Origin of the sequence: Chitinophaga ginsengisegetis (assembly GCF_900168065.1) — a bacterium.
GTDB classification, from domain to species: domain Bacteria; phylum Bacteroidota; class Bacteroidia; order Chitinophagales; family Chitinophagaceae; genus Chitinophaga; species Chitinophaga ginsengisegetis.
In genome coordinates, this window is the sequence record NZ_FUZZ01000006.1 from 172,496 (window position 1) to 190,199 (window position 17,704).

Genomic DNA, 17,704 nt, shown 5'->3' on the forward strand with positions numbered 1-17,704 from the left:
CCACATTTTTAACATTCAATTTTTCAAATATGGCTGTATCACGATATATATCGATTACCAGGGCCGACGTTAAGAATACCATGCCTGGCTATACCAATCAGGCATGGTTGGCACCAAAGAGTGCTTTTACTCTCTTGCAGGAACCTGCACCAGCGGCGGGCGCTGCCCTGGGAGAAGAAGTTACTATTAAAGTTGCTCATACCTTTCCCGTAGGAGAGGGCTTTATCCAGGTGTATTGCGCACCAAAGAGCGTTGAGGCACCAGCTACATTAATAGGCGCAGATGGCTCCAAAAGGTTCAAATGGGAACCTAAGATCCTGTTGCTTGGTGACAGCGCTGCACTGTTAGCCCAAATACTTTTACTGGCTAACGATGATTTAATCTTATTGCTTAAAGACGCCACCTGCCCAGGTGGACAGATTTTGCAATTTGGTTGTTCTTGCACCCCTTCACAGGTGAGCGCGGGTACATTTACCAGTAGTAACACCGGCGATGAAACAGGCCAAAAAGGTTATGCCTTAACCCTCACATCGTACTGCAAATACTTCTATAACTCTACTATAGCAGAGAAACCCGCCGCCTAATTTTTCACCTCTAAATCTGCATCTATAATATGGAATTTAAAAATGAAGAAACCGGAAAGCTGTTTAAGCCAACGGGCGATAAGGACCAAAGGGTACTTCAACCAGCATCAGAGAAACATGGTGAATATGACGGGCCTTTGTCGCTTGTTCCACCGGAAGTAGCACAAAGCATGTATTCGCAAGGGTGCAACCTTTTAACCCGTGTCACCGGTAAACAGTCAACCGGCACCGACAAAGGCTAACCGTATCCATTTTTTATAACTCAAAGCCCGCCGCCGCTTGCCAGGTGACGGGCTTTTTTTAATACATACAACTATGGGATTTGAACGCATCAATAACCTTATAAAAGATTGGGGAAATCAAGCCCTGCATAAAGCAAAGAACGAAGGCCGCTCCAAAGGTATACGGCATCGGTCAGGATCTCCTTCAGAATCTGATAGCCTTGAGGCTATGACCATCAGCTATAAGAAAAGAGCCGCTGATATGATCACCGCTGTTGTGTTTAACCTGAAGCGCTCACTGTTCTATGTGCGAGCAGGCGCCGGGCGTGGGTATGGTGGTGCAAAGGGTAGCACCTGGACAAACGCTGCAGGAGAACGTAAGCGCACCGATCCATCCAGTTTGGGAAAAGCGGGCAGTACACCACGAGTAGAAAAGGATTTTCTGAAGGACGTGGAAGAGAGCAGCCAGGCAATGATTGATCAGGTGGCGCTGGCAACAATGGATGAAATTTTTAACCAGGCATTTAACAGCGATTAACTATGGCGAGTTCACAGAGCAGGCGGTACACGATTTACATTGATAATACGGAAGCACAGCGCGAGCTTACCAAAATGCGGGATCGCGCCAGGGATTTGACCGCCGAAATATCCAGAATACAGGCAGCTGGTGGAAATGCTACGAGGCAAATCCAGCAACTGGCCGCTACCAATCAGAATATTCACGCGCTGGAAACATCAATCAGCCAGGGTCTTACCCGATCATTCCGGGACTTGCAGAACGAGGTACGCCGATTTGAAAACCTTTTACACCGGGCTACCGACCCGGCACAGATTGAGCAGTTAAGTAACCAGTTGAATACAGCTCGACAGAATCTGCTACGTTACGAGGCGGAAGTTTTGAATGTAGAAAGAGCGCAGCGGCAACTTAACGCCCAAAATCGCACGATGGGTCAGTTTATGACCACTTTTCTTGCTTCATTTGCGGGAAATGTAGTCGCTACCTTTTTTACGAGAGCCGCCGACGCTGTTATGGAGTTTATCGGGCAGATTGGCCCGGCGATCAGTGAGTATCAAAAATTCTTGGCAGTCCTGAAGGTTGGCCTGGGTAATGACCTTGCTGCAAAGGCCGCCATCAGCCAATTAACAAATTTTTCTTCCAATACTCCTCTGGAACTGAATGAGTTGACGGAGAGCTTTATTAAACTTGTTAATCGTGGATTTAAGCCAACCAACGAAGAATTAACGAAACTCGGTGATCTTGCATACAGCCAGGGCAAAAGCCTTGACCAGCTGGTGGAAGCATTGCTTGATGCCCAAAGCGGTGAGTATGAACGATTGAAGGAATTTGGTATCCGCGCATCAAAGGCCAATGGGGAAGTTACATTGTCTTTTAAAGGACAAACCGTTACGGTTAAAGAGAATGAGAAAGCGGTGCGGGATGTTATATTGGCCTATGGTGCTATGGAAGGAGTAGCAGGAACCATGATCGGTGTTAGTAAAACGATGGATGGTGTTAATTCCAACATGAGCGATACCATTAAGCAGCTGGCCACCAATGTTGGCCGTCTCCTGGCGCCTGCATGGCTCTCTGCAAAATCCGCACTTACCAGTTTTATCGCTTCCCTGGTTGAACTTACAAAGCCACGCGGACTCGATGAAATAAGCATCGAAATGGTTGAGCTAAACCGCACCATTGAAAGCCTTGAAAGTGGTATGGTGCCGCTTCTTAATCGTTATGATGAACTTACAGCCAAAGCAACGAAGCTGGGTGGTGAAACAAAATTATCAAAGAAGGAACAGTCAGAATTAAAAACCATTATCGACAGCATCACCCAGCAGATGCCCAGCGCCACTACTGAATTTGATAACTACGGTAATGCTATTAAAATTTCTACTGATCGCGTCCGGGAACATATTGCAGCAGAGAAGGAGCGGCTAAAAATCATAAATAAGGATCGTATAGAGGCCACCAAGAAATCTATTGCAGAAAACGAAAAGGAACTGGCTTCTATGCAGGAGCGCATTGATCAGATAAATAAAACTGGCACTTTTAAGACTACATCTTTATCTGTTGGTATTGGTGGCACTGCATCCGTTAGTGAGTATAAAGCAACCGAGGAAGAAGTAAATAAAGTGATTGCAAGATTCAAGGAGCTAAGAGGCCAGCAGATGGGGCTGAAACGCCAACTGGAACTGGATACGGGCGAGTATCTGAAAGAACAAACTAAACTGATTGACGGCGATAAGAAAGTTGCAGAATCAGCTGTTACCACCGATAAGAAAACGGATGAGTCGAGGAAACGTGCGGCAAAACAGCTGGAAGAATACGTTAACAAAGTGACCGCACAAAAGCTCTCCGGATACGAGCGGGAAATCTTTGAATCAGAAACTCGGTACAAGGAATTGTATGCTCAGTTGGTCATGTACGGTCTTGACACAAAAAAGCTGGATGAAACGCAGCTGCAAGAACGATCCCTGATTTATCAAAAACACTTTGCGGATCTGGCATCACAGTATGGGAGGAGTCGTGATCTTTTGTCAGATACCCCACAAGCACGGATTAAAAGGGGGCAGTCCGACACCACAGCCCGGTTGATGGCAGATATCGACAAGTTTGCAAAAGACAACGCCCGCAGAAATCAGGATGATGTAGCTGCTGCGGAACTAGCTGCAATGAATGTACGTGGAAGAAAGCAGTATGAAGCCCGTAAAGCCTTACTGGCAGCCCAGCGTAAGCAGGAACTGGACAATATTAACCTTACAACAAATGAGCGGGCCAAAATAGAAGCTGATTACCAACAAAAGGATTGGGATGCCACGACGGACTATTATGCGCAGAAAGTTGAGCAATACACGCAATACCTAAGCAGTGTATTATCTGTTTATGAGCAATGGTCCAGCGTTCAAAAGATGAGGGAGGACGCAGAACTAGCCGCTGATAAGGAACTTAACGATAAGAAGAAGCAGGAATATAAACGTCAGCTGGATGCTAAGATCATTTCACAGGAGGATTATGCGCGAAAAGTAGAGGCGCTGGATAATGCCCAACAGGCAAAGGAACGCGCCCTTAAAAAGAAGCAATTTGAGCGAGACAAGGTAGCCAATATCACAAAGGCGATAATGGGTACAGCCCAGGCGGTTGTACAAATGCTAACCGCAGGGCCGATCATTGGTCAGATATTAGCTGCAGCAGCCGCTGCGATGGGTGCTGCACAGATTGGGATCATCGCCGCACAGAAAGCTCCGGAATATGGTAAGGGTGGTAAGTTGACCGGTCCTACTCATGACAGCCCTTCTAACGGCCTTCCTGTTTATAACCCTGAAACCGGTCATCCTGTTGCTTATGTAGAAGGTGGTGAGGGGATATTGAAACGGTCTGCCATGTCAGATGGCACACAGTACACCGCTACTGGTACAATCTCACAGATTGCGAGCATGTTTAATTCTATGCACGGTGGTGTTAATTGGGAACGTGGTGCCAGTGTGAAGCCTTCGTGGATGAGTTTTACACCAAAGCCGGTTAATTTTGGTGCGGTTACCTCCACTATATCCAACTTGCGGACATATGCCACTGGTGGGGTGTTCGCAAATGACACCAGGCAGAAACCCAGGCATAACGATGCCAACGGGGTAAGTACTGATCCACAGCTACAAATCTTGCTAACACAGAACATGCAGGTACTATTGCAACTTAAAGATCAGTTAGCAAATGGTATTACTGCTATTGCTTCCGTCAATCAGATAAATAACGAACAACAGCGGCTGGAAACAATCCGTAGCAATTCGACATTTCAGCCTTAGCCTGTCCTTTAATGCCCGGTATTTACCAGGCATTTTTGTGTCATGACAGCAGAAAGCATCACCATAAAACAAATGCTGGAGGATATGGGAAAAGGCCGCCCATTTTCGCTTACGTATGTTACAGCAGATACGAAGAAAGGCACTGGCGGAAAATTAGTGAAAATCGCCAGTGCCATTCTTTCCGGTTACAACCTTGCCGACGGTTCGCGGGTTACCGCCAGCGTTATGAACAATGCCAGTCTTACAGGCAAGTCCTCTAAAAGACCCAACCACAGCGCCCATTTTACCCGCAACATTTTATTAAAAGACAGCACCCTGCGTAAGGTGCATATTGATCTGGTAACAGAATACAACGGAAAAAAAGTTTTATGAAAGTATTCTCACACGAAAGCACAGCTGTATTAAGCCGGTCGGGGTCTGTAGTAGCTATAAAAACGGATTCGGCAAAGAAGTTTACAGAGCCAGCCCCGAAAGATAAAAACAATGGCGCGGGCAAAGTATGGGCAAGTTGGGGAGAGAGTAACCGCCGTCCTTCAGAGTATGCAGCATATTTCAAAAACACCGGTGTATTGAGCGGCGGCATAGATATTATTGCCCGAATTGCGATGGGTCAGGGTGTTTTACCTATGCAGGTAATTTCCAGAGATGGAGAAGGGAAAGAGGAACTAAAAACCGTGGATGATCCGGAGATAACTACCTGGTTAACGAACAACAACATTGGTGCTTTCTGTTATGCTACGATTATGGATGTAATCAAATCCGGACACTGTTTTAGCCAGCTGATAACCAACGGCGACAAGAGTAAGATTAACCGCCTGAAAAGAACAGATCCATCCAAATGCAGGTTTGGCAGATATGACACAAACGGAAAGATTGAATATCTGTACCTGAGCAACCGCTGGGGATCTGGCGCTACCTCCTGGGATAATGATATTGTAAAACGTATTCCGCTGATGGATCGTGACGCGCCATTGCTGGATTTATTAGAGGATGATGGTACGTTAAAAACGCTCCCCGTCGAATTTGCCATCAGCAGCAATTACCCGCTTTTCGATTCGGACTACTATGTAGATGCTCCGTGGTGGAGTGGTCGGCAGTGGGCCAATATTGCGATGAAGGTACCGGAGATGAAAGCCGTTATGTTCAATAACCAAATGACCATTAAGTATTTTATCACAATTGACAATCAGTACTGGTCTACCCGTTGGCCGGGTTGGGGCGGTTTTACGGATGCTCAAAAAGCAGCTTACCGAAAGCAGGCTATGCGAGAGCTGGACGACTTCTTATCTGGTAATCAGAACGCATATAAGAGTCTTATCAGTGGTAGCCGCTCCGTACCTGACAGCGATAAAACCATTCCGTTCATACAGGTAACCGCCCTAGACGATAAAATAAAAGACGGAAAGTTGCTGCCGGACTCCGCTGCTGCCAATTCTGAATTGCTGTTTACGCTTATACTTAACCCCTCCCTGTTGGGCGTGGACATGCCCGGTGGCATGTATTCCGGTGGGAAGGGCGGATCAAATATCAGGGAGGCATTTTTAGCACAGCTGCTTATCAGGGAACTGGAACGCAGTTTTGTAGTTAAACCGCTGATGGTTGTTGCAACGATCAACGGTTGGGCAAAAAAATGGCCTGGCTTAACCTTCCGTTTCCCCAATCATTATTTAACCACACTGGACAGCGGTAAAAATGCTGCACCAATAAACGCTTAACTGATGGCACTTTTACGCACTATTACCGAAGTGAAACAATGGCTACGGGTTGACTTTTCAGACAGGGAAGAAATGGCAATACCCAATGTAATGAAAGCGGAGAAGCGATATATAGCTCCGGTTTTAGGAAAAGAGCTATACCAGCAGCTGGCTGATGAGTACAACGGAGATAGTTTAACGGAAGCAAATAAAGCATTACTGGATTATGTACAGGCAGCACTTACCCCGCTTGCTTATCTGCTAGAACTTCCCCTGATAAACACCCGCATAACGGATACCGGTTTACGTAAACAGGGATCACCTGAAAGCCCTGTTTTTAAATGGGATTATCAGGAAGTTAAGCAGACGCTGGAAGATAACGGTATGGAGGCCATAGATAGCCTGCTGGAGTTTTTGGAAACGCGGGCGGATGATTACCCACTGTGGAAAAATAGTACGGCCTATGAATCCTATTCCCGGTATTTTATAAAAACGGGAAAAGAGTTCAGCGAGTATTACCGGTTACACCATCCTCGCGCGATTTTCCTGTACCTATTACCCGTTATTTCTACTGTGGAGGACCTTTATGTCCATAGTACCATCGGGGCGATTTTTGCGGCTTATTTAAAGGGATTAACGGCACCAACGGAACTGGAGAAAGAAGCGTTGCGGTTAGTTAAAACAGCTATCTGTCATTTTTCGGTATTTCAGGCATGTTCCAGGATGGGTGTAAGTTTCACTAACCTGGGCTTTACGGTATTGTTATCCGATCCGGAAAAATACCAGGGTAACCAGCAAACCGCAGAATTAAAGCGGCTGGAAATGATGCGGGATCATGTTGAGCTTATTGGGCAAAAATACCTTAGTGACTTGCAGGCGCTTCTCAATAAAAATGCCTCACCAGTATTGTTTCCATTGTATTACAATAGCAGCTACTATGCCGATCCAAATAAGATAGAAATACCGGACAACGAAACCTATAACAGCTTTTTTTCTTTTTAAACATATGGTAACAGTTATTTACAAAGGTCGCAGCTATGATGTTGCCGAAAGTTGGGATGAGCTAACCAGCAGGCAGTTTTTAGATATCATTGAGATTTTGCTTGTTAGCCAGCCGCAGGATCTTTCGGATTTAAAAATCCTGCAGGTATTGCTGCAGGTATCTGCCCGCTTTATCTGTAAAATTCCCGCTGATCAGCTCACCGGTATCATGCACCTGGTACGCGACTTTCAGGAAGATATGCAGCTTACCCGCCAACTTGTTCCGTTCATCAAGGTGGGAAAGAAGCTCTACGGCCCCGCGGCGGGTTTTGAGAATATGACAGCAGCCGAGTTCCATTTTGCAGATATGCACTACCAGGAGTGGAAAGATACAGGAGCAGACGAGGTGCTGTTTATGTTTTTGGCAGTACTCTACAGGCCCGTGAAGCAAAAGTATGATGTTGAAAAAGATCCTGATGGTGACCGCAGGGAAAAGTTCAATGCCAATACCACGGCGTTTTATTGTCGTTATATCAGCAGGCTATCCCGCGGGGCCATGCTGGCAATTATTTTTCAGTACGAATCATGGCGCAGGCGGCTGGAGAAAGATTACAAAAATGTATTTAATCACCAGTCGGATCATGTTTCCAATATTTCTGCGGGATGGTTCGGCGTTTTCCGCGGCGTTGCAGGTGATGGCAAGTACGGTGATATGGAGAAAGTGGAACAGATCCCAATCCATACCCTGCTGCTGGAATTAGAATTTTTGCTGGAGGAAGCGGCTGCGCTGAAAGCCCAACAGGAGAATATTTTCAAAAAGTAAATTTCAGTCATTATGGTGAAAGCGTGGAGAGAGTATAACCAGCAGCTGGCAGAGCGCCATTATCTGGTATTACATAATGGGTTAAGCCAGCAACAGTCAGGGCTGCGCCGAAAATCATTTTTCCGGGATAACAACCAGGAGGAAGCAGAAGGCGCACAGCAGTATAATTTACACAGCCCTTGTGTAGTACTTTCCGGGCTGCGCGGAAAACTGATCGGGCAAGATCTGGCATTTCGTAAAAGCATCAAGACGGCGGTGTATTTCCTGTCCAGCGTACGGGAAACTTATGATGATCTGGAAGATACGCTGGAATTAACGGGCGGCGTGATGATGGATTTTTTATCTAAATATCAGGAGGACTTTCTTTCCACCGGAACATGCGGGCCATTTAAAGATTTTGATATAGGCAAAGCTGTGTGGGATCAGGCAGGGCCGATGTTGAATAATTTTCACGGCTGGAAGGTGGAACTGGAATTTGTGGTAAGCGCCGCGGATTTAAATTATAACCCTGTAAAATGGAAATAAGATGCTTTTGGTAACAAGCCGGCCCGGCGAAATTTGTTTTTCGCGTGATCCGATCATATATACCTTTCATACCGACCAACCGCTAACCACGGAAGGTTTAATGATCGAAGTAGCCATTTATTTTTGTTCTGGCGCGGGGTCTGATTTTACAAAAATCTACACGCAGCCCCTTTATCCCGATGCCTCTGGGAACATGTCATTGTATGCAGGGGATATCATCAACAGCCTGCTTACGTACTCGCTTCCATCCCTTGCGGCGGAGGCCATTACCGATATGGACAGTCAGGTAGGGCGTTTTTATGTGGACTACCGGGAAATTACCACCGCGACGCCTGCTCCGGCATGGTTAAGCGATAATGGTAATATTCGCAATGTTATAAAGGGAGGAACTACATACGAACGCTGGAGCGGCAGTAATTTTTTTTCTGGCTATCTGACGACTACAAAAGCGTTTTTAACCTGGCAGGTGTCCGGACGGCTTTGTGGTTCAGGTGAGCGGATGTACCTGTATTACCTCCACATGGTAGCTGCTACCAGTGGCATCAGCCTAAAGGTACGTGTAGTTTATACTGATGCCACGGAAACAACTTCACAGCCTTTAGTTTTCCCTATTGGGAAAAAATATCATGTGTACCAGATACCAACAGGAGTGGAGCAACTGGCATTAACAGCACCTACAGGGAAAACAATCTATTATTACGAAGTATCTGTAATGGCTGGAAGTACCATACTTGCGGCGCCTTTTCGTTATGAAATAGATAATCGACCATCTTATAATCCCATTCAGTTAAACTATATCAATAGTCTGGGCGGAATGGATAGTATCCGGCTGTTGGGCGTAAGTGAACCAGGACTATCACGGGAGGCAGTCATAACGGAAAGAGTCACAAATGGTACTAATAACAGCCAGGTGATGCCCCGACTGCTTAACAGCAGTATCAACCTAACGGGTATCTGGACCGGAAATAGTGGTTTTGTAAGTAGAAGAGAGTATGATGGTTACCTCGACATTTTTGCTTCGCGTGGTATCTATAGGGTGTTATCAGGTAGATGGTTACCGCTGGTTTTGACTTCCGGGAAAATCCCGTTACCGAAATCCAGTGATGACCTATTCTCACTAACCATAGAATTTCAAACAGGATTTAATAATATCAGCTGGACGCCGGACGGCCAAAATTTTTAGTATGATAGGAATCTTCGTTAATGGACGTTTTTTGGATATTCCACCAGGTGCTACTACGAGCATGGAACGGAATACTCCACTGCTTTTAGGTGACACCGTATTAGGAGAACTCATGCTACCGCTAACAATTCCTCCTACAGAGAACAATATAATTGCCCTGGGGTTTATTACAGAGCCAGGAAAGGAAAAGACGGCGACCGATGTAAAGGTAGAAGCACAATATTATGAACATGGAATTTTCATGTATCGTGGCACCTTAGTTGTTGAGAACACGCAGACCAATCTTATCAGCACGGAACGCGGAAATATCAGCATTTATTTTCTATTATCGATATCTGATTTTTATACGAGAGCTGCGAAAGTAAGATTATCGGACCTGAACCTGGGCGGTCTTAGGCAGATAAGCAATTTTGTTGATCATGTTAAGGCCACGTGGAGTGGTACGCAGGCGGGTTTTGATTATGTGTTTGCACCAGTATCCAACGATAATTTTTTACCGCCTAATCCTGATCAGGAATTTCCTATATATGATCCGTTATACAACTGCATGAACCCTATACAGGTCATAGATGGTACGTTGACGCTGAGTTTTTTTTCATGGTCCGAGCTGCGGCTTGTACCCTTTATGTATTTTAAATTTCTGCTGGTAAAATGCTTTAGTCATTTTGGCTTTACAATTTCCGGTGAAATATTAGATGACCCGGATTTTAACAAGATCATATTGCTTAACTATCAGTCCATTTATTGGGGCGTCTGGAATACCGATAACACGCAGGCCGTGGTGTTTGATCCTGTGCAATTCGATCTGAAAAACCATGTACCTAAAGACTATTCGGTAACACGTTTTTTGATAGCCGCAGCCAATTTCTTTGGATGGTCATACCAGTTTGATGTTATCCGGAAGCACTGCACGCTTGTGCCTTTGGCGAGGTTGCTGGCTCAATCTTCAAGAAAGGATTTTACAAACAAGTGTGGTCCTGTATTGAAATCAGAATTTGCAAAGCAGCAAAAGGTGTATGGTCTTAAACTTAATTTTGATGGCGCCGATACTACCATAAGCAAGCCGGATTTGTCAAAGATCGAACGTAGGCCGGATGTACCAACTGTTGCTGATCTGGAACCTGCATCCCTTTTTAATAATGGCAAAGCTGCTCTGGTTAGCACTTTGAACTGGTGGTACATTTGCCGATATAATGAAGATGATAAGGTTTACCGGTGGGAATTTTTAGGAGATAACATTTACGATTATGAGCCGTCCGGTGTTACTGAAAGTATAGAAACCGCAATTACACCCGTGAGCCAACGATTAAAGGATTGGCGGCGAATGCCGGACGGCTCATACATACAGGCACTACTCCCCACCGTTAACCAAACCGGTAACTGGTATGGAAAAACTGGAGAGTACAGCACCTGGGAGATGCGAATACTTTTTTATCATGGAATGCAACCAGATGTTGCCGCATCAGATAAACTGTATCCTTTTGCCAGCAGCCACAACTACAACAGCAGAGGCCAAAAAGTAGGCAACTATAGCTTATCTCCAAACGCTTCCGATGGTGTTATCAGCAGATTTTGGGAGCGCTGGTTAAAAACGTTAGGATCGTTTGAAGTGGTTACATTCGTACTCAATTTGTCGATGGTGGAATACATGAGCCTAAGCTGGACTGATATAATTCTCATTCGCAGTGTTATTTATTTGCCAACGCAATTAAATACTGGTAGCCCTTTCCTCACATACAGTGGAGATGATGCTGGCGCCGTAACGGTAAAAGCGCTCCGGGTAACAACAGAAAAACCCGCAGTTTGGCAATGTGTGGCCGCAGTCGAAAATGTTACAGTAAACTATGCTAGTGGCGGAATTGCAAATGTGAACTTTGTGGAGTCAACACCAGGCGCAAATAGCTGGCAGTATTCTATTGATGGCGCGGCGCCAATAACTATTTATAGCCATCCATTCATCATCGCGGCGCCACCAGGTAACCATACCATTGTAATAACGCCATTATGTGGCATTTATCCTAATGCAAGTGGTGCTGCATCCGCAAGCTATTTAATACCGGTTAAAAAGGTAACGATAACTTTAAGCGCAACGTTAACGGATGGAAACGCGCCGCATAACAAAATGGTACTTACAGCCGTGGCTGATCAGGCGCCAGCAGATTTTATGGAAGCATGGAGCTTTGAATTTGGCCAGTGTACGGTTAATACCAGTATAGGGGAAGAAACCTGCAGAGGCTTTATACCATATCCTGGTGGATCAACAAACATGACCTTTCCTCCCGGTACCACCAGTGTTACACAGCAATCTTCAGATGATACGCCCGGTTCCAGTTTTGGCTATATTACAACCATACGAATATGGGGGGTATCTTCACCGGTGGCACAGCTGGAGTTTGTCAAAGCACCAGGTCAAACCTGGGCATTGTCGTACAATTAAAACATATTATTTTATTTATAATTTAAAGCCTCGCTTTGCGGGGCTTTTCCGTGTCCTGTCCTTTTCCACGGCTACGCTTTGCACCAAATTCGTAGCATGAATGAAGTGATACGCATTTGGCTAAACGGTGCAAAAAACTACCAAGCAGGGGTAGCGCTTTATAGTAGGTACGGCACCAGCGATGATTTAAAGTCGTTTTTTTCATCCGGGTGTACACCGTACCGGGAAACTCGACTGCTTAAAGAGCTGACCGACATGGTTACACCATCGGAAAAAGAAGATCCGGTTGATACGGAAATGACCACAGCTGAACCACCCGCCGCTGTAGAGATAACGGATCCCGTTCTATCAAAAATACATGAGGAAAAAGTGCTTTTACATAAGCAGAAAGACGCCCTGCGTTATAATCTTTCCCGGTATACAAGCGACCGGGAAAGAGGCATTGCTGCGCATCGGATTTTGCAATATCGGCGGGAAATATCAGCCGTGTGGGAGCGGGAGCAGTACTATAGGCAACATGGGCATTTGCCCGATGATGGCAGCAGCCAGATAAACAGCGAACATGATTTAAAGTATCACCGATCTAAAGCCAATGGTAATGCCCGGCGCTACAGGAGCCTGCTTAATAAATACCCCGGCAACGTTAAATATCAGCAGCTACTTGCAAAATGGGAGGCTGAATGGCAGCAGACGAAACAATCAATTAAGGACCAGAAAAACACAGAAAATGAGTAAGCGACATGGCGACCAAACGCTGGAAAAAATAAAATCATACCTAACCTCCCAGGAAGGTACTGTTTACCTAAATGATAAGGAAGAAGATCTGCTCAATAAGGTAATCATGGCCCATCACCTTTTCCAGTCACGTAAGTATGGTACGTTCCAAATGATACGTCTGCTGGCAAAGTGTTACAGCATTTCAGAAGCCAGCGCACAGGTAATAATGCACGATGCCCAAATTGTTTTTGGAGCCATAAAGGTGTATGATCGTACCTACATGGCTTCCTTGCACTTGGATGAGATAATAGCCGACATGGTAAAGGCAAGGGAATCGGGTAACGACAGCATGTTGATGGAACTTCACAAGCTGAAAAACAAGGCCATTGATTTACTGCCCACGGAGAGTTCTATTAAAGATATTGCACCCGCAGTTATTAACTATAACATAGTTGCCACTACTATAAATAGGCCAGCCATAGACCTTAAAGCAGCCCTGCTAAAGGGTAGACAATTCCTTCAGCAAATGGAAGCCCCTGACCTTCAAATTCCCGAATTAGATGATAGAGAAAAACTTTAGCCTCAACACCCCGCAGGCTATTGTTGCGGCGGTAAACGCGAATAAAACGCATCTTGTTTGGGCGCGAGGCACAGGTAAGACTACCGGTGTGATCGGCCCAAAATCGTTAGACCTGGTACATAAGATGCCACGGGCGAAAGGTGGTTTTATTGGAAAGGACTATGAGCAAATATTTGACAGAACCTTACCGGGTGTTGTGAGCGTTTGGGAGCAGCTTGGATATTATCAGGAAAAGCACTGGCGGCTTGGCAAACCTCTATCTGGATGGGATACGCCAATAATTCCACCGATGAAATGGGATAACATTATCAGCTGGTATAATGGTACGGCTATCCATTTGCTTTCATTGGCTGTAAAGGCAGCTGGTAACGGTTTATCACTCCAATGGCTGATGGGTGATGAATCCAAATTTTGGAAGAAGGAGCAGTTGAACGAAATACTGAAAACCCTACGCGGCCTGGCGCAGGAGTTCGGCCATCTGCCAGAATATTGCGGGTATCTGTTTGCCACCGATAAATGGATGGAAGATATCGCAGACGTACAATGGATACTGGACGAAAAACAGAAGATGAATCCAGAAGCGGTTAACCTGGTGTTAGATCTGCAGCTGGAAATAAACCGGATACGTACAACATACGCCGATCTTACGGAAGCAGAGCAGGAAAAAGCCAATAGGGATATCCGGGATATTGAAAAGGTAATCAATCCTATCAGGAAAAAATTGTTCTTCTACTCTGAAGCCAGCGCAGAAGATAACGTGGATATTCTCGGACCGGATTATATTTCATCACAAAAGGCGGAGCTGGAGCCAGAGGAGTTCGATGTAGCTATTCGCAACCATGATCCTAAGAAAACGAAAAACTGTTTTTATCCTACACTCACTGACGGGCATAAGTATGCGTCTACCAAAGATCTTGATATATTTAAACCGCTTATAATTGCCCCTGATTATCAGGCCAGTATTTCCCCTATCGTAACAGCACAGATAGCACAACTGCCTACTGAACAATACCTAACACTTAACATGGCACGCAGTACGTTTGTACTACAACCTTTAAGCCTGATTGATGCCTGTAAGTTATGGGCAGAAAGACACAAACATTTTAAGAATAAGGTTGTCTATTATGTGTATGATCATACAGCCATCGGTCGGAATGCGCTACAGAAGCCATTCTATACCGTTGTGAAAGAGGTACTGGAAAGCGAGGGCTGGATAGTATTCGATATTTATATGGGTAAGGCTCCGGAGCATGATATTAAGTACGAGAAGATTAAAGCAATGTACGAGGTGCAGCCGTCAGCTGATCGGCTGGCCATACGGCATAACAGCCTCGCAGGTAACGAATGTATCGTAAGTATGGAGCGGGCGAAAGCCATCACAGAGAGGGGGAAAACAAAGAAGGATAAGAAGCACGAAGATGTTAGCCGATACCCCAAGTATCCCCAACAATATGCTACACATTTCAGCGATTGCGCTGATATGATTCTGTGGGCCGTCATGGAGTTGAACTTAATCCCCCTGCATACTGGTACCGGTGAGTTTTCATCCGGATACCTATAGTACCTACCTTATCACCGTTGTATGCGCCCCGATGGCTCCTGTATGACTTTCGGGGCGCTTCTGTGTATAGCGCGCTGTGGATCGTAGTGTATAGCGCACCGAGGTGCGCCCTGTCATTAGAGCTTGAAAAATGGCAATAACGTAGCATATCACCGTTAGGGAAGCCGCGGTACCGTTGGCTCTTTGTCTCTATGTTTACTTGAAACTTACCCATATGTTTATGATAATCATATGGATACATATTGTATTCATACTATGCACTGAATATATGCTTTGTTCAGATTAAATCCATGGTAGGGCTATTTGGGGCCGCAAACTTATCTTATGATAAAGCAATGAAGTAATCATGACTGGACCTTAACAACAAGTTAATCACAGATACAAATTTTAAAATATACTTTTATTCAACAAATGTGAAATAGTGGTAATCTACGCCCGAGTTTCTTGTTTTACATTAAGATTTTTTTTAAACAATAAAATTAAGTCCAATGAAAAAATTAGCCCTTTTATTTTCAACTTTATTTTGCTTGTTGACATTTTCTATTTCTGCAAGTGCCCAGGCAACTGTGACGACTGTCAATGTTTTTAATGACGAGTTCGATGGTACATTTATGACTTCATTTGCATCTTTCCCTGGAGGTCCATCATCAGCACAATTACAAATTAGTCCCAATTTTGATTTTCCTGGCTGTTACCAAATATATGCTGGTAGCGGTGCTGGTTTAGTTACTACAACTCACACCACCGGTGTTTGGACGTTTTATGAAAATAGTCCAATTTGGAAACAGCTAACTTTTAGTGTTTCTGGCGGGGGATGGAATGGAGATGTTCAAGTTCAATGGGGACTCAATCATTCTGTCAGTGTCAGGGTTGATTGGCACTCAAATCCTATAGGAGGATAATAATTAGTAGATTGCCACTATTTTTTAAATTTTCAAATTAATGTTCTATGGAGAGATTTTATAATTTGATGGCACTTGAATTATCTGGTAGAATCTCAGAGCCGGAGAAAAAAGAGTTGGATGAAATTTTAACTAAATCCGAAGAGCTTGCCAGAATAGCATTGGTACTTAGACAAGATTGGCAAAGTCTCTCTAATGAATATGATAAGGATTCTGCTGAAAAATTGTTAGCAAAACATCAAATGCGAATGAAGGACAAAGGCATTATTTGAGATTACATCGTTTGTTTATTCTATTATGAAAGTGCAGGTGATTCACCTGCACTTTTTTTATGATAGTACCTTCCTTATCGGCTTTGTGTATTTTGGGAAGGTATAGGGATAAATGAATGCCGCTTTTATCCAGGAGTGGCCATTTCTTCGATCACCCGGATAAGGATTTGGATATCATCAGTGGTTAGCGCAGTCCGCTTTTGGGGAAGATATACCCACCCTGCGGCCCTTTTGTCAAATTGGCCTAGCCAGTGTCCGTTTATAGTTAAATGTACTAAACCCGCTGTACCGCTTACCTCGGATAGTTCAACATCATAGCGTTGCTCACCAACAACTGCTTCAAAACACACTTTTTTCATAGTGCTAAAATTAGGACCAACTTTATTATTTTAGCGTATAACCTATTTACATATGAAATATTTGATATTTGTATTGTTAGCCGCTGCGTCATTATCAGTGAAAGCCCAGGAGATTACGTTTCCTAAAAATGACGCAGGAAATATAGAATACACAAACGTGATTGCGGTAGATTCGGCATCTGAACAACAACTGTACAGCCGCGCCCGATTATTTGTTGCGAACGCATTCAAGTCGGCGACAGACGTGACTCAGCTGGAAGATCCTACAACCTTTACCGTGGTAACGAAGGGCAATCTCCCACGTTTTTACTCGAATCCCTTTAATAAAACACAGGGAGGCTTTGTCGCTTTCAAATTCACTGTTCAGTGTCGTGAAGGGAGATATAAGTATTCTGTAACGGATTTGATTCATAAGCAATCAGCAAACAGTACTATTCATGATTCCGGCGGCTTATTGACAAATGAAGTGCCGGACTGTGGGCGCCTTAATCTTCCACTGAAATCATGGAAGCGACTAAAGGTACAGACAGACCAAAATATAAACCTGTTTATTAATGAACTAAAACAAACAATGGCGGGGAAGAAAGCTTTCTCAGGAAATGATAATTGGTAGAATCCCCAAATGCTAGAATCCCTAAAAAAACTGAGAAATGCATTGCTTTCAGTAGTACCTAGCAATTATTGTTTGTGTACCATAAAGAGTAACAACCTAAAATTTCAATTAGGTATAGGTCTATTATATGCAGCCTCTTTTTAGAGGCTGCAATGTATCATAATAGGCTTCAACTATCAATCTAGAGATGTAGACTCGTATGGCTGTTACCTTTAATTTTGTAAAAACTACTTTTTCATATTACGAATTTCATGCTCCGCAAATAGACTGCGTTTTCAATCGATATTTTGATGGAGTTGTTAACCTTCTCTGGTCCATACACAGGGATTAAAAACCCTCAAAATATGAATAGTGTTGTTTTGTTAGAGTTCCGGAAAAATTACCCCGACGCACCAATCAATTTGGATGAACTAACGATGTACTTTGAAGCATCAAAAGCTGTGTTGATGAA

The 17,704-nt window shown here is 44.4% G+C and carries 18 protein-coding genes; 17 read left to right on the forward strand and 1 reads right to left on the reverse strand.

Going from position 1 to position 17,704, the window contains the following annotated elements; translation table 11 throughout:
• The first annotated feature begins 29 nt into the window (after positions 1-29).
• The 16 genes from B5Z18_RS29960 (at position 30) to B5Z18_RS30035 (ending at position 16,281) form a co-directional block, all read left to right on the forward strand.
• Positions 30-584: a hypothetical protein gene (locus B5Z18_RS29960; protein ID WP_143313750.1), complete on the forward strand. Its 555-nt coding sequence runs from the start codon at positions 30-32 to the stop codon at positions 582-584.
• A gap of 29 nt (positions 585-613) precedes the next feature.
• Positions 614-826, forward strand: coding sequence for a hypothetical protein (locus tag B5Z18_RS29965; protein ID WP_079473261.1), 213 nt, complete (start codon positions 614-616; stop codon positions 824-826).
• Positions 827-899: 73 nt separating this feature from the next.
• Positions 900-1,343 carry a hypothetical protein gene (locus tag B5Z18_RS29970; RefSeq protein ID WP_079473262.1) on the forward strand — a complete coding sequence of 148 codons (444 nt, stop codon included), beginning with the start codon at positions 900-902 and terminating at the stop codon, positions 1,341-1,343.
• A gap of 2 nt (positions 1,344-1,345) precedes the next feature.
• Positions 1,346-4,606 carry a hypothetical protein gene (locus tag B5Z18_RS29975; protein ID WP_079473263.1) on the forward strand — a complete coding sequence of 1,087 codons (3,261 nt, stop codon included), beginning with the start codon at positions 1,346-1,348 and terminating at the stop codon, positions 4,604-4,606.
• Positions 4,607-4,648: 42 nt separating this feature from the next.
• On the forward strand, positions 4,649-4,978 hold the full coding sequence (locus B5Z18_RS29980; protein ID WP_079473264.1) for a hypothetical protein: 330 nt from the start codon (positions 4,649-4,651) through the stop codon (positions 4,976-4,978).
• On the forward strand, positions 4,975-6,321 hold the full coding sequence (locus B5Z18_RS29985; RefSeq protein WP_079473265.1) for a hypothetical protein: 1,347 nt from the start codon (positions 4,975-4,977) through the stop codon (positions 6,319-6,321). Before B5Z18_RS29980 ends, B5Z18_RS29985 begins: the two co-directional genes overlap by 4 nt.
• Before the next feature lie 3 nt (positions 6,322-6,324).
• Positions 6,325-7,302 carry a DUF6712 family protein gene (locus B5Z18_RS29990; protein WP_079473266.1) on the forward strand — a complete coding sequence of 326 codons (978 nt, stop codon included), beginning with the start codon at positions 6,325-6,327 and terminating at the stop codon, positions 7,300-7,302.
• A 4-nt stretch (positions 7,303-7,306) separates the two neighbouring features.
• A complete protein-coding gene (locus B5Z18_RS29995; RefSeq protein ID WP_079473267.1) occupies positions 7,307-8,104 on the forward strand; it encodes a hypothetical protein in 798 nt (265 codons plus the stop codon).
• A 12-nt stretch (positions 8,105-8,116) separates the two neighbouring features.
• Positions 8,117-8,629: a hypothetical protein gene (locus B5Z18_RS30000; RefSeq protein ID WP_079473268.1), complete on the forward strand. Its 513-nt coding sequence runs from the start codon at positions 8,117-8,119 to the stop codon at positions 8,627-8,629.
• Between the two features lies 1 nt (position 8,630).
• Positions 8,631-9,812: a hypothetical protein gene (locus tag B5Z18_RS30005; protein ID WP_079473269.1), complete on the forward strand. Its 1,182-nt coding sequence runs from the start codon at positions 8,631-8,633 to the stop codon at positions 9,810-9,812.
• 1 nt (position 9,813) lies between these two features.
• Entirely contained in the window at positions 9,814-12,249 is a 2,436-nt protein-coding gene (locus B5Z18_RS30010; RefSeq protein WP_079473270.1) for a hypothetical protein, read from the forward strand.
• Between the two features lie 96 nt (positions 12,250-12,345).
• On the forward strand, positions 12,346-12,984 hold the full coding sequence (locus B5Z18_RS30015) for a hypothetical protein (RefSeq protein WP_079473271.1): 639 nt from the start codon (positions 12,346-12,348) through the stop codon (positions 12,982-12,984).
• Positions 12,977-13,546 carry a hypothetical protein gene (locus B5Z18_RS30020; RefSeq protein ID WP_079473272.1) on the forward strand — a complete coding sequence of 190 codons (570 nt, stop codon included), beginning with the start codon at positions 12,977-12,979 and terminating at the stop codon, positions 13,544-13,546. The genes B5Z18_RS30015 and B5Z18_RS30020 overlap by 8 nt, the downstream gene beginning before the upstream one ends.
• Entirely contained in the window at positions 13,527-15,107 is a 1,581-nt protein-coding gene (locus tag B5Z18_RS30025; RefSeq protein WP_079473273.1) for a hypothetical protein, read from the forward strand. Before B5Z18_RS30020 ends, B5Z18_RS30025 begins: the two co-directional genes overlap by 20 nt.
• Positions 15,108-15,595: 488 nt before the next feature.
• On the forward strand, positions 15,596-16,009 hold the full coding sequence (locus tag B5Z18_RS30030) for a hypothetical protein (RefSeq protein ID WP_079473274.1): 414 nt from the start codon (positions 15,596-15,598) through the stop codon (positions 16,007-16,009).
• Positions 16,010-16,056: 47 nt separating this feature from the next.
• Complete coding sequence (locus tag B5Z18_RS30035) at positions 16,057-16,281, forward strand: hypothetical protein (RefSeq protein ID WP_079473275.1); 225 nt, start codon at positions 16,057-16,059, stop codon at positions 16,279-16,281.
• A 125-nt stretch (positions 16,282-16,406) separates the two neighbouring features.
• Here B5Z18_RS30035 and B5Z18_RS30040 read toward each other — a convergent pair whose 3' ends face one another.
• Entirely contained in the window at positions 16,407-16,640 is a 234-nt protein-coding gene (locus B5Z18_RS30040) for a hypothetical protein (RefSeq protein WP_079473276.1), read from the reverse strand.
• A gap of 52 nt (positions 16,641-16,692) precedes the next feature.
• Here B5Z18_RS30040 and B5Z18_RS30045 point away from each other — a divergent pair, with 52 nt between their 5' ends.
• Positions 16,693-17,253, forward strand: a complete 561-nt coding sequence (locus tag B5Z18_RS30045; RefSeq protein WP_079473277.1) for a DUF4468 domain-containing protein — start codon at positions 16,693-16,695, stop codon at positions 17,251-17,253.
• Positions 17,254-17,704: the final 451 nt, after the last annotated feature.